This window comes from Pseudomonas sp. PSKL.D1 (assembly GCF_028898945.1).
Classification (GTDB): Bacteria; Pseudomonadota; Gammaproteobacteria; order Pseudomonadales; family Pseudomonadaceae; genus Aquipseudomonas.
Window position 1 is genome coordinate 2,281,259 of sequence record NZ_CP118607.1, and the last position, 15,173, is coordinate 2,296,431.

General features: G+C 61.5%; 13 protein-coding genes and 1 pseudogene. 5 read left to right on the plus strand and 9 right to left on the minus strand.

The window, feature by feature from the left end:
* Positions 1-43 precede the first annotated feature (43 nt).
* Together PVV54_RS10235 and PVV54_RS10240 are read left to right on the plus strand one after the other, a co-directional pair.
* Positions 44-1,426: an amino acid permease gene (locus PVV54_RS10235; RefSeq protein WP_274909807.1), complete on the plus strand. Its 1,383-nt coding sequence runs from the start codon at positions 44-46 to the stop codon at positions 1,424-1,426.
* Between the two features lie 112 nt (positions 1,427-1,538).
* Positions 1,539-2,417, plus strand: coding sequence for a LysR substrate-binding domain-containing protein (locus PVV54_RS10240; protein WP_274909808.1), 879 nt, complete (start codon positions 1,539-1,541; stop codon positions 2,415-2,417).
* Positions 2,418-2,432: 15 nt separating this feature from the next.
* Here the strand turns inward: PVV54_RS10240 and PVV54_RS10245 are convergent, their stop codons facing one another.
* The gene (locus tag PVV54_RS10245) at positions 2,433-3,650 is read right to left on the minus strand and encodes an amidohydrolase family protein (RefSeq protein ID WP_274909809.1); all 1,218 of its coding nucleotides are present in this window, start codon (positions 3,648-3,650) and stop codon (positions 2,433-2,435) included.
* A gap of 285 nt (positions 3,651-3,935) precedes the next feature.
* On the opposite strand from PVV54_RS10245, the gene PVV54_RS10250 reads away from it, so the two are divergent.
* Positions 3,936-5,090 carry an MFS transporter gene (locus PVV54_RS10250; RefSeq protein WP_274909810.1) on the plus strand — a complete coding sequence of 385 codons (1,155 nt, stop codon included), beginning with the start codon at positions 3,936-3,938 and terminating at the stop codon, positions 5,088-5,090.
* Here the strand turns inward: PVV54_RS10250 and PVV54_RS10255 are convergent.
* Complete coding sequence (locus PVV54_RS10255; protein WP_274909811.1) at positions 5,073-5,585, minus strand: SRPBCC domain-containing protein; 513 nt, start codon at positions 5,583-5,585, stop codon at positions 5,073-5,075. The genes PVV54_RS10250 and PVV54_RS10255 overlap by 18 nt on opposite strands.
* A gap of 84 nt (positions 5,586-5,669) precedes the next feature.
* On the opposite strand from PVV54_RS10255, the gene PVV54_RS10260 reads away from it, so the two are divergent.
* A complete protein-coding gene (locus tag PVV54_RS10260; RefSeq protein ID WP_274909812.1) occupies positions 5,670-6,584 on the plus strand; it encodes a LysR family transcriptional regulator in 915 nt (304 codons plus the stop codon).
* On the opposite strand, the gene PVV54_RS10265 is transcribed toward PVV54_RS10260, so the two are convergent.
* Positions 6,568-7,503 carry an AEC family transporter gene (locus tag PVV54_RS10265; RefSeq protein ID WP_274909813.1) on the minus strand — a complete coding sequence of 312 codons (936 nt, stop codon included), beginning with the start codon at positions 7,501-7,503 and terminating at the stop codon, positions 6,568-6,570. The genes PVV54_RS10260 and PVV54_RS10265 overlap by 17 nt on opposite strands.
* A gap of 61 nt (positions 7,504-7,564) precedes the next feature.
* Here PVV54_RS10265 and PVV54_RS10270 point away from each other — a divergent pair, with 61 nt between their 5' ends.
* The gene (locus PVV54_RS10270) at positions 7,565-8,497 is read left to right on the plus strand and encodes a LysR substrate-binding domain-containing protein (RefSeq protein WP_274909814.1); all 933 of its coding nucleotides are present in this window, start codon (positions 7,565-7,567) and stop codon (positions 8,495-8,497) included.
* A gap of 80 nt (positions 8,498-8,577) precedes the next feature.
* Here the strand turns inward: PVV54_RS10270 and PVV54_RS10275 are convergent, their stop codons facing one another.
* From PVV54_RS10275 to tssK, 6 genes and pseudogenes are all read right to left on the minus strand, one after another.
* A complete protein-coding gene (locus tag PVV54_RS10275; RefSeq protein ID WP_274909815.1) occupies positions 8,578-9,714 on the minus strand; it encodes a DUF6708 domain-containing protein in 1,137 nt (378 codons plus the stop codon).
* Complete coding sequence (locus PVV54_RS10280; RefSeq protein WP_274909816.1) at positions 9,714-11,879, minus strand: T6SS effector BTH_I2691 family protein; 2,166 nt, start codon at positions 11,877-11,879, stop codon at positions 9,714-9,716. Before PVV54_RS10280 ends, PVV54_RS10275 begins: the two co-directional genes overlap by 1 nt.
* A 16-nt stretch (positions 11,880-11,895) precedes the next feature.
* Positions 11,896-12,246, minus strand: a pseudogene (locus PVV54_RS10285) (contractile injection system protein, VgrG/Pvc8 family); the annotation flags it as partial.
* Positions 12,247-12,320: 74 nt separating this feature from the next.
* Positions 12,321-12,836, minus strand: coding sequence for an Hcp family type VI secretion system effector (locus PVV54_RS10290; protein ID WP_274909817.1), 516 nt, complete (start codon positions 12,834-12,836; stop codon positions 12,321-12,323).
* A gap of 122 nt (positions 12,837-12,958) precedes the next feature.
* Positions 12,959-13,807 carry a type IVB secretion system protein IcmH/DotU gene (gene icmH, locus PVV54_RS10295; protein ID WP_274909818.1) on the minus strand — a complete coding sequence of 283 codons (849 nt, stop codon included), beginning with the start codon at positions 13,805-13,807 and terminating at the stop codon, positions 12,959-12,961.
* Between the two features lies 1 nt (position 13,808).
* Entirely contained in the window at positions 13,809-15,146 is a 1,338-nt protein-coding gene (gene tssK, locus PVV54_RS10300; RefSeq protein ID WP_274909819.1) for a type VI secretion system baseplate subunit TssK, read from the minus strand.
* Positions 15,147-15,173: the final 27 nt, after the last annotated feature.

Below are 15,173 nucleotides of genomic sequence, written 5' to 3' on the forward strand. Positions count from 1 at the left end.
TCGCCGCCACCCCGGTGGTGGCGAAGTCGATCGAAGGTTTCAGATGAATTCGTCACAACAACAACACGGTTCCCTGCAACATGGCCTGACCTCGCGCCAGGTATCGATGATCTCCATCGCCGGCATCATCGGTGCCGGCCTGTTCATCGGCTCTTCCAAGGCCATCGCTTCGGCGGGCCCGGCCATTCTCATTTCTTACGCCATGACCGGGCTGCTGGTGCTGCTGGTCATGCGCATGCTTGGTGAAATGGCTGTCGCCCGGCCCGACAGCGGCTCGTTTTCCACGTACGCGGGCGAAGCCATCGGGCCGTGGGCAGGCTTTACCATCGGCTGGTTGTACTGGTGGTTCTGGGTGCTGATCATTCCGGTCGAAGCCATTGCCGGTGCCGATATCCTGCATGCCTGGTTTCCTGCCGTGCCGTCATGGCTGTTTGCGTTTCTGATCATGGGGGTGCTGGCTTGCAGCAACCTGGTCAGCGTCAAGAATTTCGGCGAGTTCGAGTTCTGGTTCGCCTTGGTCAAGGTGTTGGCAATCATTGCCTTCATCGTCATCGGCGGTATGGCGGTGTTCGGCTTCTGGCCGTTGGCGCAGGTTTCCGGTGTCAGCCAGTTGTGGGCCAGTGGCGGGTTCATGCCCAACGGCTTTGGCGCTGTGCTGGGTGGCGTGCTGATCACCATTTTCTCGTTTTTCGGCGCCGAGATCGTCACCATCGCGGCGGACGAAACCAGCAACCCGCAAGCCAAGATCCGCCGCGCCACCAACCTGGTGGTGTACCGCATCGCGATTTTCTACCTGGCGTCGATCTTTTTGGTGGTGTCGCTGGTGGCGTGGAACGACCCGGGCCTGGAGGCGGTGGGGTCGTTCCAGCGGGTGCTGGAGGTGCTCAACGTCCCAGGGGCCAAACTGGTGGTCGACCTGGTGGTGCTGGTGGCGGTGACCAGCTGCATGAACTCGGGCCTCTATACGGCGTCGCGCATGCTGTATTCGTTGGGCGCCCGGGGCGAAGCGCTGCCCGTCGTCAAACGGGTTTCCGCCAGCGGTGTGCCGGTGGTGGCGGTGTTGCTGTCGACCCTGGCCGGTTTTGGCGGTTGCATCGTCAACTATGCCTTCCCAGGCAAAGTTTTCGGCTTTTTGCTGTCCACCACCGGCTCAATCGCCTTGCTGGTGTACCTGGTGATTGCCGTCTCGCAATTGCGCCTGCGCGCCCGCGCCGAGCGTGATGGGGCGCAGCCGGACTTTCGCATGTGGTTGTTCCCTTGGCTGACGTGGCTGGTGATCGGCACCATCCTGGTGGTGCTGGGCTACATGCTGTTCAGCGATGCCTATCGCTATGAGGCCTTGATGACCACCGGGGTAACGCTGCTGATCGTGCTGGTTTACCTGGCCCGCCAGCGTGCGCCCGGGCTTGCGTGGCGCACGCAGTAGCGGAGCGCTTGCCGGGCGCCAGGGTCGCCATTGTGTTTACCCCGTTTGAGCTGGCGGGGGCGTGTTCTGGCATCATGTGCCGAGCCTCCCCTTGCACAGCTGAACCTTGCCCATGACCGACACTGCCAAACCCAACCGCATGATCTACGACCTGGACATGCTTCGCACCGTGGTGATGGTGGCCGACTGTGGCAGCTTCACCACCGCCGCGGCGCGGCTGCATTCCACCCAGTCCACGGTCAGCCAGAAGGTGCGTCGGCTGGAAGAAATGGTCGGGCAGCCACTGCTTGATCGCAGCAATCGCGAAGTTCACCCGACCGACGCCGGCGAAACCCTGCTGGGGTATGCACGCCACCTGCTTGAGGTGAGCCATCAGCTGAGCGAGGCACTGGCTGGTGGGGTGATGGTCACGGTGCGTATCGGCCTGCCGGACGATTTTGTCGCTGGCAAGACCATTCAGGCACTGGCAGCCTTCAACCGCCAACACCCCAAGGTCAAGCTGGAAATCACCGGCGGCCTCAGCCGCGACCTGATGAGCGCCTACGACCGTGGCGAGCTGGACCTGGTGCTGGTCAAGCAACGTCGGCACAGCCGCGAAGCCAATGCCTGCCAGCCCGAGCGCATCGAGTGGGTGGACAGCACCCGGTTTCCCTGTTTTGCCCAGGACCCGATCCCGCTGGTGACCTTCCCGCCCCGAGGCCTGTACCGCGACGACATGATTGGTGCGATAGAGGCCATGGGCCGCAACTGGCGCATCGGTTTTACCAGTTCGAGCCTGGCGGGTATCCAGGAGGCGGTGGCCAACGGGCTCGGTGTCAGCCTGCTGCCGTTTCGGGTGGTGACGCCAGAGCACCGGGTGCTGGGGGCAGAGCAGGGGTTCAAGCCGATCAAGGTGTTCGAGGCGGCGATCTTCCATCGGCCAACGGCCGATCCGATGGTCACCGCGCTGGCCGAAATCCTCACCGGCATCCTCAGGGCCGAAGCGCAGTAACCCCGTCGGCCATTTTCAGTGGTGCAGTGCCGTGGCGAACTGCACCGCTTTCAGCTCAAGGGCTGCCGGCCGCCCCCAGAATTCGCCGTGGCGCACGATCACCCGCTCGTGCAACGCTGCCGCCACGGCTGCGGCGGCATTGGGCGCCCGAAACAGCACAAAGCTCGCCTCATTGCCCACCTTCAAACCGTAGCCATGCTTGCCCATCACCTCGGCGCCGGCTTCGGTGGCCATGTGCAGGGCTACCCGCAGTTCTTCGTCGGTGTTGAAGCCTGAGCGATAGCTCACCAGCATGGCCCGCTGCAACATGTCGCCGTTGCCGTAGGGCCACCATGCATCCTGAATATTGTCGTTGCCGGTGAATACCCGCACGCCGCCGGCACGCAGGCGCAGCACCGGCGGGAAGGCATGCTCACCGGGGGCGTTGGTCATGATCGAAATGTCGGCGTTGGCCAGCAGGTGGGCCGTGCGGTCGACCACGCTGTCGCTCACATCACCCAGGCCATAGGCGTGGCTGACCGCCACCAGGCCTTGCATGCCCAGCGCCTGGGTGCGTGTGGCGATGCGTTGGAGTTGGGCGATGCAAATGTCGCCAGGTTCGTGCAGGTGAATATCGACCTTCACGCCGTGGCGGTCTGCGATGCCGAAGACAATGTCCAGTTGGGCATCGGCGTCGCCGTCCAGGGTGGTCGGGTCGATGCCGCCCACCACCTGCACGCCCTCGCGCACCGCGGCCTCCATTACCTCGGCGCTGCCGGGGCAACTCACCACGCCGGCCTGGGGAAAGGCCACCAGTTCGATGTCGATCAGGTCTTTCCATTGCTCACGCGCGTGCAGGATGGCGTGCAGGTTGTGCAGGCCCGTGGTGGCGTCCACGTCCACATGGCAGCGCATGGCCACGGTGCCGAACAGGGCGGCCTGGCGCATCAATGCATCGGCGCGCTGGGCGATGGGCGGGGCGCTGGCGAGTTCGCGCTTCTCCACGGCCAGCCGTTCACGCAGGCTGGCCACCGGTTGATGCGGGCGCCAGCGGTCGCCCACGAAACTCTTGTCCAGGTGAATGTGGCCGTCGACGAACCCCGGCAGTGCCAGCAGGCCTTCGAGGTCGATGGTTTCACGGGCGGCAACGCTTGCGCGTTGGGGGCCGACATGGGTGATGCGCCCGCCGCTGACGGCAATGTTCAGGGGGTGGCCATCCTGGTCGATGGCATTGACGAACTCACGGTCGTTCATGGCTTGGCCTTTCTGCGATCAGGGCCGGGTCGACAAACGCGCGTAGGCGGGCGATGGCCCCTTGGTTATCGGTAACGGTGCTTACGGTAGGGAAGTCGCGCGCCGGTCACCAATTAATTATCCGGATCGAGTGCAGTGGGTTTGTGGATGCCCTTTCGTTAGCCCGGCATAGGCCCGCTCTCTATTAAAAAACGCACTGCACCCGATTTCGATTATTAACTTTCAACGCCCGTGAACAGGCCCCAGGATTGCCAACAATAACAACAAGCATGTCGGGGCCTTGTGATGTTCAATGATTCCAAACTGCTGCGCGCAGCCCTCATTTTCATTGCCTGTACGTCGTTTATCGTCTGTGGCGTACAGCCCATCTTCATGGGGCTGGTCACCGAGCGGCTGAACTTGCCGCTCGACATGCAGGGCTGGGTCGTGTCGGTGGAACTGATCGGCATGACGTTGGGCACCTTGCTGTGCCCATTGCTGATCAAACGCCACGGTGGGCGCAGCCTGTGCCTGTTGTTTGGCCTGCTGTGCGTGGTGCTGAGCATTGCCACCGCGTTCGCCACTTCCCACATGCTGTTGCTGCTGGCGCGCCTGGCAGCGGGCACTTGCGCGGGGCTTGTGTATGCCTACGCGGTTTCGACACTGGGCCGGCTGCCTGGCCAGGACCGCTCGTTCGGGTTGATGCTGTTGCTGCAAACACCCGAGTATTCGCTGTTTTCTGCCGCGCTGCCGTTGCTGGCGGCGCAGGCTGGGGTCGTGACGGCGCTCTGTTCATTCGGCCTGTGGTACTTGCTGATCTGCGGCGCCAGCCTGGCGCTGCCACGTCGCCCAATCCTTGCATTGGCCGGCGGCGAAGGTTCGCCCGCCCAGGGCGGCTCGGCGCGCACCGGGCGCAGCGCGCTGCTGGGCATGCTGTTCATGCAGATCGCCATTTATTGCGTGTGGGGCTTCATCGACCAATTGGCGCGTGATCAGGGCATTGACGGTGTCGACATCGGTTGGGCGTTCGGCCTCTCGGCCATCGGCGGTCTGCCGGGGGCGGCGTTGCCAAGCCTGTTGGGGGCGCGGGTAAGCCGCCAACTGATGATTGCCGTGGGCCTGGTGGCGGTGTTCATTTCCATCGCCATGCTCACCGGCCATACCCGTACGCCGATGCAGTTGTTCGTAGCACTGCTGCTGATCAACTTCGGCTGGGTGCTGGCGCTGTCTTACTACATGGCACTGATTACCACCAACGACCCCTCCGGCAAGCTCACACCGCTGGTGAGCATTACCTTGATGGGAGCCGCTGCGGTGACCCCGGCATTGATTGCACTGCTGGTGGAGGGTTCAAGCCAACAGTTGATCTTCCTGCTGGGCACTGGCGCACTGGTGATAGCTTTTGCCGTCACTTGCCTGGGTGCAGTGGCCAAGGGTGTGCACTCAGGCGCCCACGGCTGACCTGGCCGCCTGCACCAAACCCTCCAGCCAGTCCTGATGCCCGTTGATCATCGGGTTGGGCCGGGCGGTGGCCAGTGCTTCGGCCGGTTTACCCTGCTGAGTTTCCTGAGTGAGGATGCGTACCCGGCCTTCGCTCAGGTCTTCGATCAGCCAGGCGTGGTGAACGTCCAGGCGGGTATCACCTTCGCCCGCCCAGCCATGCCAGGCGATGCGCCCGGGTTGGCCGTTGCCGGGTGCGGTGAACTCGTTGCACTGGGCTTGTACCGGGAAGCCGAACGTTTCGAAGTAAAAGCGCACGCCGTTTGCCAGCTCCGGGCCGTGGCCCTCGGCAATAGTGACGTTGGCCGAGTTCGGGTAATAGCCGGGCCAGCGGTGTGGGTGGCTCAGCAGCGGCCAGATGTCCGCGGCGCTGAGGCCGGCAACGATCACTTCATTCGATGCGAAGTTGTCGGCGAAACCAGGGATAAAGCCTGCTGGCCAGTGGATGTGATTCATGAGCTGCGCTCCAGTGGATGGACTGCCCGCATCATGGGCGCTACGCTGATATAGCGCCAATCGCCATTACTGATCATTTGCATAATGAAGCCTGATATCAGAAACCTCGACTTCAACCTGCTCAAGGCCCTGGATGCGTTACTTGACGAACGCAGCGTGACCCGAGCAGCTGAGCGGCTTGCACTGACGCAGCCGGCCGTGAGTGGCATGCTCAACCGGCTGCGCGACAGCTTCGACGACCCTCTGTTCGTACGGGCCCAGCGCGGCATCGTACCCACGCCAAGGGCTCAGCAACTGGCAGGCCCCGTCAAACAGTTGCTTAGCGACATCGAGTCGATGCTCAGGCCCCAGGCGTTCGACCCCGCGCTTGCCGACCTGACCTTCACCATCGCCGCCACCGACTATGCGCTCAAGGCCGTCGTGGTGCCGTTCATTCACCGGTTGCGGCCATTGGCGCCAAACGTCCGCGTTGCGGTCCGCGGTGTTGATCAGCAAACCCTGGTGACTCAATTTGAAGACGGCACAGTGGACCTGGCATTGCTCACTCCAGAGACGCTGCCAGCCGGGCTGCATTCGCAGCAGCTGTTTGAAGAGTCCTACGTGTGCCTGCTTCGCGAAGGGCATCCGCAGGCCAGGGCCGAGCGGTTTACGCTGGAGGTTTTCTGCGCGCTGGACCACGTGTTGGTGTCGATGGCTGGCAATGCATTTCACGGGGTGACAGACGACGCCCTGGCACGCGTCGGGCGATCGCGTCGGGTGGTCACCTCGGTCTCGAGCTTTTTGATTCTCCCGGAGTTGCTGGCGGACAGCGACCTGATTGCGGTCGTGCCACGGCGCCTGGCGCAGCACGCGTCAGGCTTGAGCAGCCTGGAGCCGCCTCTGGCGATTCCGGGCTTCTGCAAGACCATGGCCTGGCATGGGCGAACCCACAGCGATGCAGGGCAGCAGTGGCTGCGTGCGCTGCTGGCCGATACCTGTGCGCTCACGCCGACACATTGAAGTAGTACAACAACCCACCCAGCGTCAGCAGCGACCCCAGGGTCGACAACAGAATGGCTTTGGATATCGCCCCCGCTTCACGGTTGTAGTACTCCGCCAGCATGAACGGCCCGGTGCCGGTCGGCAGTGCGCTGAGCAGCACGGCCGAAGTGGCCCACAGCGGTTGCAGGCTGAACACCTTGAACGCCAGCACCCAGGTGAGCAGCGGCTGGCCGATCAGTTTCATCGCCACCAGCGGCCACGGGCTGGCGTTTTGCGCAGGGGCTTTCTGTGCCAGGAACAGCCCCAGCGAAATCAGCGCGCAAGGGGTGGTGGCCGCCGCCAGTATGTCGAGGAAGTGCATCACCGGCAGGGCGATGCCCAGGCCCGTCGATGCCCATGCCGCACCGGCCAATGGCGCAATCACCAGCGGGTTTTTCGCCAGTGCACACAACACCTTGGTGATCGCCCGGCCAACGTGTTTTTCCTGCTGCAGGCCGACTTCAATGCAGATCACTGCAATCGCGAACAGCACGCACACCACGATCAGTGTGGAGATCAGTGCTGGCTGCAGCCCCGGCTGGCCAAACAGCAATGCACACAGCGGGATACCGATGTACCCGGTGTTGGAATAGCCGGCGCTCAGCCCATCGATGCTGGCACTGGCCAGGCTGTGGCCGCTCAACAGGCGCCAGATCACCGTGGCCACGAACATGGCCAGGGTGCCGATGCCAAACGCCAGGATGAACCCTGGTTGCCAGATTTCTGCCCAGGTGGCGGTGGCCGTAACCTTGAACAGCAAGGCTGGCAGGCACAGCCACACCACCATCAGGTTGATTTCGGAGGCCGCCTTGGGCCCAAGTTTGCCGGTTTTGCGGCAGATAAAACCCACCAGAATGAGCGCGAAGATGGGGAGTACAACCACGAGAACGGTGTGCATGAAGGATCATCGGTAGCGATTGAGGCCCGGCAAGCTTAAGATGCGCCAATCATGCAGTCCAATGACTTCCAATCACCTCATTCATGTTCAGGGCGTATCGATGATTGACTACCGGCAAGTTCGTTACTTCCTTGCCCTGGCTGAGTATCTGCACTTCGGTAAAGCGGCTGCCAGCCTGCACCTGGCCCAACCTTCGCTCAGTCGGCAGATCGCCGCTCTGGAAGAGGCCTTGGGCTGCCAGTTGGTCTTGCGCAGTTCCCGGTCGGTGGCGTTGACCGCAGCCGGGCGGGAGTTGCAGCGAACTGCCAGCCAAGTGGTTGCAGGCTTTGACTCGGCGATCCGCTCAACCCAGGCGGTGGCCCGGGGTGACCGCGGTGAGTTGAAGATCGGCTTCACCTCCATGGTGGCCTGGACCGGCTTTCCCCGCATGATGCGTGAATTTTCCGACGCCCATCCTTCTGTGAACCTGGTGCTGAACGAACTGCTGCCCAATGACCTGGCGCGCTCGGTCGAAACCGGCGAAAACGACCTTTACCTGTCGTTCAAGCCGCTTGGCCAGAGCACCCTGCAGTACCACGCGCTGCAAGCGGAAACGTTGTGCATTGCCTTGCCGGCTGACCATCCCCTTGCGGGCAATGCGCGCGTTGCACTGGCCGACCTGAGCCACAGTGGTTTCATTCTCAGCCCCCGCAGCACGGCGCCGGCCTTGTTCGATCAGATCATGGCGCTGTGCCAAGGGGCGGGGTTCGAGCCGGTGGTTAGGATGCACACCCACCTGCAGGGTACGATTCTCAACCTGGTGGCGGAAGGGCTGGGGGTGTCGATCGTGCCTCAGGCCATGGCGAAACCGGGGTTTGCGGGAGTGAGGTTTTTCCCGGTGGCAGGCTCGCCGGAAATTGAGTTGGGCGTGTCGTGGAGCGGCGCGAACAGTAACCCGTGCCTGCGGGCGTTCTTGCGCGGCATAGGCGTAGCCACCGAAGCTCGATGCCGGTAACCGTTCCCTGTAGGAGCGGCCTTGAGCCGCGAACACGGGCGAAGCCCGTGCCATGCACCACAGTGCCCACCAGTAAAGACTCATGACTGTTCGTTCCTGGTCGCCTTGGCACGAGCCTTACGAGCCTTCCGCTCAGGCCGCTTGCCTGGCTTGAGCTCCCAACGATCGGCGTTGGCAAGCAGGCGTGCCTGGATCTCTGGCGGGTAGTCGCTCAGGGTGGTCACCGGCGGCACCGGTTTGCCCGGCATGCCGGCTTCGCGGATGACCTTTGGCCAGCGCGGGCGCCAGCACAGCATCAGGCTGACCCAATGGGCGGTGCCGACGATCACGAAGGCAGGCCAGAGCAGCAGCAGACAGACTTTGAATAGCCAACTGCTGTTGCGCACGAAACGGCCCAGGCCTTCGAACTGGGCGCTGAAGGCCTGAATCGGGGAGGGTAGATGAGTGCTCAGGCGCGGTCGGGGGACGGCGTGTGGGCCTTCTTCCATGTAGCGGCGGATGAATTCCCATTCGTCGCGCAGTTCGCTGCCGCCTTGGCCTTGTTTGCCGACCATCGCTGACTCCAGGTGAGGCAGGCCGGTTTTGCTGGGGTGCCAGATAAGGCCCAGGCGCATGCCGACGCTCAAGTGGTCGTCCGCGGGGTAGATGGCGGTGCTGCCTGTGGTGTGCCAGGGGAAGGTAACGATGCCACCGCAGGATTTGGGGCGGTGTAGGTGGACTTGTTGAGTGATTCTGTTGAAGCGAACAATCAGGTGGCGGCTGGTTAACATCTCAAGTCGGGTAATCTGCAATCCATAGGTGTAGTAAAGGTAAATTATTCCAGCGCTGAGCCCGGTCATTAGCAGTGCCAGGAGTACTCCCACTATTGATCTTGTGTCAGGTGTGGTTATATCTTGATAAAGCCATCCAATGCCGGATGTGCCTGTGACTAAAATGCTTGGTAATACGCCCCCTAATGTCATTAGAGATATCATTCCGCGAGCCTCCTCTAAAGCCCCGCAGCGCATTTCCATATAGCGCTCATTGAAGGAAAAAACAGGGCCGCGAGAGTGTGCTTTATCGCTTACTGAGTTGAAGTGTACATCTTCGGATAAGTCACTATCATAAAAATCTTTGTCTGCCCGTTTTTCGGATGGTGATTTATCCGCGTCCGTTTTTTTGCGCTCTGCAGCTGTTTCTGTTGCGATTCGCCAAAGGCCACATTCAATCAGGTACATTATAAGACCTCGCTGAATGCTGAATGTAATGCTGATAGTTCTTCGGCTTCGTCATAAGGACTGGATTTTTTGTTTATACGATACGTGGATCGCTTGCACCATTTCTCTAGCGCGTCGTCTTCAAGAATCATGATGATGATTGTCAGTGCCAGCCCAATCCAGAAAGTGCCAAGAATTAAGCGGGAAAGTAAAAGTCGTGCAGCTTGTGTTCCTAATTTTTTTGCAAGAGAGCCCATGGATTTTCCCAGTAGTCTCACTAATCTATGATTGCCATTTTGCGCTAGGCGATCAAAAAATGGTTTAGCTATTGCAATCGCAGTTGCTGCTTCTGCCAGAGATAACGATATGGTGGCAATGCCGCGCATCGCATAGGCTGTAGCTAAAAACCTCGAACGCCTGACTGGAAGGGCTGGGCGACCGTCCAAACTCTCGTTTGAATGCTTGTCCCAGTCCACAAAATCCCACCAAGCCAGCACCAAGCCGCCCATCCCTGCCAAACTGGCCCCCCACAACTTCAACCGCCCCAACACCACCGAAGCCCCTTTCCCCGTCACGCTGCCAGCCCCGTACCTGGTCGCTACCTGCTCCACATAACTGGCCCCCACCTCGAACCCTGCCGCCGCTGTGGTCATGGCCATGGCCAGCAGTTCGGTCTTCACCCGGGCATCGCTGTCTGGCAGTTCTTGCGCCTTGTACGCCATCAACATGCCTTCAAGCAGGCACACCAGTGCCGACACGCGCACTTTGTAAAACTCGCTCTTGTTCGCCTGCATCAGCTCTTCGGCCCAGGCCTGGTCCAGGTAGCGCGCCACTTGCCCGGCACTGCGGCGCGGGTTGATCGGTTCGGCGCTCTGGGCTACTTCGGCCACGCGAATGTCGACGGCGGTTTGGTGCACGGAGGCGAACAGGGTCAGGCGCAGGCCGTGGTGCAGGGCGCGGTCCGCGCTGTTGGGGGCCGCCGTGCGCAGCACCTGCCGGCCCAGCAGTACATACCAGGCATGCAGGCCGATGCTGTCGGTGCTGCCCTGTGCGTGCAATTGCTCATACAAGTTGTTGATGCGCCCGAAGGCATTGGCGGCGACATGCGCTTGCCGGGCCACGGCTGCTGGCACTTCCAACATGGATTGCGAGGCCGGTACGGCCTTGGCCGCTTCACGCAAGGCCACAAGCTCGGCACGCAGGTCGTCCTGGTTGTAGCTGAGGCCACCGATCAGCAGGTTGGAGCGGTCTTCCCAGTCGTGGTGCCACCAATGCTCGATAATATGGGCACCTGCCTTGCTCTGCTCCATGCCGATCACGCAGCGGCCGGTCTGTTCGGCAAAGTCCAGGCTGTTGACCAGGTCGCTGTTGTCAAAGCGATCCAGCGCTTGGCGTAAGGGTTCACTGATCAGCCAGCGCAGGTGATCGCTGGCGCGCTCTTCTGCACGTGTTTGTGCCTGCTGCATGACTTCTTCAAACGCCTGAAGCTGCAGGTGCATGGCATCGCGGTCGACCAGCTGGCCGTATTTTTCATCAAACCTGGCTTTGAACTCGCCGCCGTCCTGGCGCTTTTTCACCTTCGCCCGTACGTCACGTTCGAATTGCTCCAGGTGCGGCTTCATGCGGGCGTCATGGGCGTCTGCTGCTTGGCGGGCCCGCTCGGAAAAGGCGTAGTAATCCACGGGTGTGCCCAGCTGGTTGCGCACGGTCTCGGCCATCACTTTGCGCTTGATGATGTCTTCGGCGACCATCTGCGGGTACAGGGTTTCCACCTCCAGAAACGATTGCGCCACCAGCAGCTTGCGTTCGTTGTCCACGCCGGGTTCCACCACCCGTTGCAGCCATTGGGTTTTCACGTCTTCGATGGCGGCGTTGCGCCAGGCGTTGAGCTCCTGGGTGATACCGATGGCATCTTCGATGACGATGGCCGCACCTTGCGGCTTGCTTTGCCCCACGGCAGGGGCCAGTGCTTGCTGCGAGGCGTGGGGCGAGACGATCTGGGCGTGGTTGAACGGTTGCCGGTCCAGCAGCGCTTTGAGTTGCGGATCTGCCTGGGCCTTGAAGTCGGCGACCCAGCCGAGCTGGTCGTGCTTGAGCACGTGCGCCTGCGGCGGTGCGTCGGCGGGCTGGATGAAGCGTGCGATGTCGATCACCGGCAGGGTGTTGCGGTATTCATCTTCGAGCAACCGGTAGTTGTCGAGAAGGCACGGTCTTGTGCTGGAAGATGCGCCAGTTCGAGCGCAGTGCGGCGCGGGCCAGTTGGGGTTCTACGCGGGCGTGGTAGTAAGTGCGGTGGAAGCCGCTTTCGCCCAGGCTGAAACGGCTGACCAGGCCATGGACGTAACGCACTGGGCGTTCATCGCGCCACACGGTAAACAGCACCGGCTTGTCGAGCAGGTGGCCGAAGTCCACCTTGTGTGTGTAACTGATCAGCACCAGGTCCAGTACAAAGGGCTGGCTCAAGGTTTCTTCGAGCTTGAACGACACGACTTCGAAGTCAGCTTTGCCCACCAAGGGCTGAAGGCTATAGCGCAGGTCAGATTGGCTGGGCATTTGAATACCTTTCCCGCTGTCAGGAGAAACGAGAAGCTCGGGCAGGCTAAGCCCACCCGGAGCATTTCAGGTGATCAGGCGGCTGGTGCGCGCCAGTCGTCGGAGCCTTCGGTGTTGGCGACGTCGTGCGCCCAGGTGATTTTCCGATAGGCCAGCGCAACCTCGATCAGTTGCGTGTAGTTTTCGTTTTCCTTGTCCTGGGCATGAGGCAGCACGGTGTTGATGCTGACGATGGTGGCGTCTTCAAGCTTGGTGGTGAAGAAATGCTCCTGTTTGCCTTCTATCGAGGTGCGGTACCAGTTGATCTCGACGGTGGGCAGCATTTCACCGGTGGCCAGTGCCTGGTACATCAAGGGTGTGGCCTTGTTCAGCGAACTGGTGAACATCAACGGCTTGTGCACCCGTTGCCCGGTGGGCTGGCCGCTTTGCGGGTCGGTTGGCGTGGTGACTTCATGTTTGATTTCCTGCACCAGAATTTCGTCTTCGTGGCCCTGCTGGTAAACGTTACCGACCGAGTCCGCGGTAAACGCGCCAGCGGTGATGTTGCCTTGGGTTTGGCCAATGATCTTGATGTAAGCGGGTGTTGCCATGGCAGTGACTCCTGCGTCCATGTGGATAAAACACGCACACCACGGGTGGCGCGGCCATCGGGAACGATGGGCTTGTCAGCGGGGCATTGGCCCCGCCAATTCGGTTGTACGGGTTGAGGCGGTCACATCTGCAGAATGCTGTTGAGTGACTCCACCACTTCGGCGGTGATCAGGTGCAGGCGGTAGCTGTAGTAGCCGTACACTGCGGCCATGGCCACGGCGCTGATCACCAGTGGGCTCCACCAGGGCCATTGGCGTTTCATGCGCAAGCTGCGTGGGGCCACGTTGCGGTACGGGTCACAAACGTTCTCTGGTACCGGACCACGCAACTCGCTAATGACCTGGTACAGTTGCCTGATCAAATCGTTCAGGGTTTCTTCACCCCGGGGCGCAATGGCGTACTTGCCCTTGAGGCCAAGGCACAGGCACAGGTACATGAACTCCAGCACGTCCTGGTAGCGCTTGGGTTCCTGCATCAGGCGAGCCAGCACGCTGAAGATCTTTTCCCCGCCCCAGGTTTCATGGTGGAAGATGCTGAGCAGCGGCTCCTGGCTCCAGCAGCAGCTTTTGCCCCACGGGCGATCCATCACGGCCTCATCGATGTACAGGCACAGGGCGTATGAATAGGCCAGCAATTGGGTCTGCTCATAGTCGTGCCGCCGCATCTCTTCGAGAATTTCTTCGATCTGAATGCGTACCTGCTTGTGTACGTGTGCGATCTGGGGCAGTGCATCCAGCGTGCGCAGGCGCATGACCAGGCCAAAGAGTGGCATGGCGGCATCGACCATCTGATTCGCAAAACCGCCGCGCAGTTGAAAGTCCGGGTCGGCGCTATAGCTTTCAGGGGGCTGCTCGGTCTTTGTCTCTGCTGGTGGCGCATTGCCGGGTGGAAGCTCGGGTGTGCCAGCGGTCTGCGTATGATTGAAAACTTCGCGCAGGCGACCACTGCCTGCATGGTAGGTATCTTCCATGTCATTCGTTCCTGATTGCCCAGAACTGCAGTTCAAGCCCTGGGAACGCTCCGGCGATATGGAAGCCAAACCCGGTGGCCTCCTTCATGCACGCCCAGGCGGGGTTGCGCTGATCCAGTTCGAAGTAGCTGAAACCGGCATGAAATGGCAGGTCACGCGGTGCCACCGGCAGCGGCAACAGCGGGATGCCCGGCAATTGCAGTGGCACCAGTTCGTTCAACGCTTCAAGCGAGGTTACTTTCACCTTCTGGATAAATTGCTGGCGTAGCGTCTCCGGCGGCAGGTCGGCGCGTACGGCCAGGATGAATTGCGCCTCGGCGATCAGGCGGCGGTCGTCGAGTGCGGCGCTCATCACGCCAAACTCGAGGGTTTTGATCGGCACGGAGAGGGCGCGCGGCTGCAACACCGTGCTCAGCACACGGCGCAAGGTGTCCTGCAAGGGTTTGAACGACACGTGCAGCGCCGTGTGGTGATAGACGGGGAACTCCTGTGGCAACCGGGTCTCGTCAGTAAACGTCACCAGCTCGCCGCAGGCCTGGCTCATGCTCAGGTAGAGGTGTTCCGGGTGTGTTTGCGCCTGGCGGGTAAAGTGCTGAAAGCATGGCCACCAGCGATTCATCGCCTGCAGCAAGTTGAAATCACGGATGTCGGCCACGCCTGACTGGCTGGATGTGCCAATACGCGCTGCCAGGTTGCGTGCCCGCTCGCGCAGGGTGTTGGTGATCTCCTCAAGGAACCGGTGCAATGCCGGCACCGCCCTGACCGAGACCGCGGTGGGGTAGAACGTTTCATCGAGTTGCAGGCTGCCGTCAGGGCGCCTTTCCAGTATGCGTGCCAAGGGCAGACGCGTGTAGGCACTACTGTCGTCGGTGTTACGTTTGAGCTGCAGGTTGGGAACGGCAAGGTCCACCTTGACCAGGTCGCCATCGGCGGTGTGGGTGTCCTTGATCTCCTGCGCCTGGGCGTTGAAGCGGAAGTTGGCTGCGTTATCGGGCCAGCTTACCTCGCGGCCACCCTCGGTACGCAGTGGCAGGCACAGGTAGATTTCGCTGTCCTTGCAGCCGTCGTCACGGATTTCCAGTGGCGGAGGCGGTGCGAGGTCTGCCGGGATGTCGAACACCGTCCCGTCCGGCATGATGCCCCTGGCCCGTGTGATGGCGACCCGCCCAAGGCTCAGGTACTCGTCATTGAGGTGCAGCTCGGTGAAACCGTAGAAGGCCGCGTTGATGCTGCTCAGGCGCTGGTGAAAAGCGGCTTCACTGGCCCGCGCTGCCTGCTGGAAATGCTGCGGCTTGACGAACAGGCCTTCAGGCCAGAGGACGGGGTTGCGGGAACTCATGGGCGCTCCGAAATGGCGTGGGGGTGT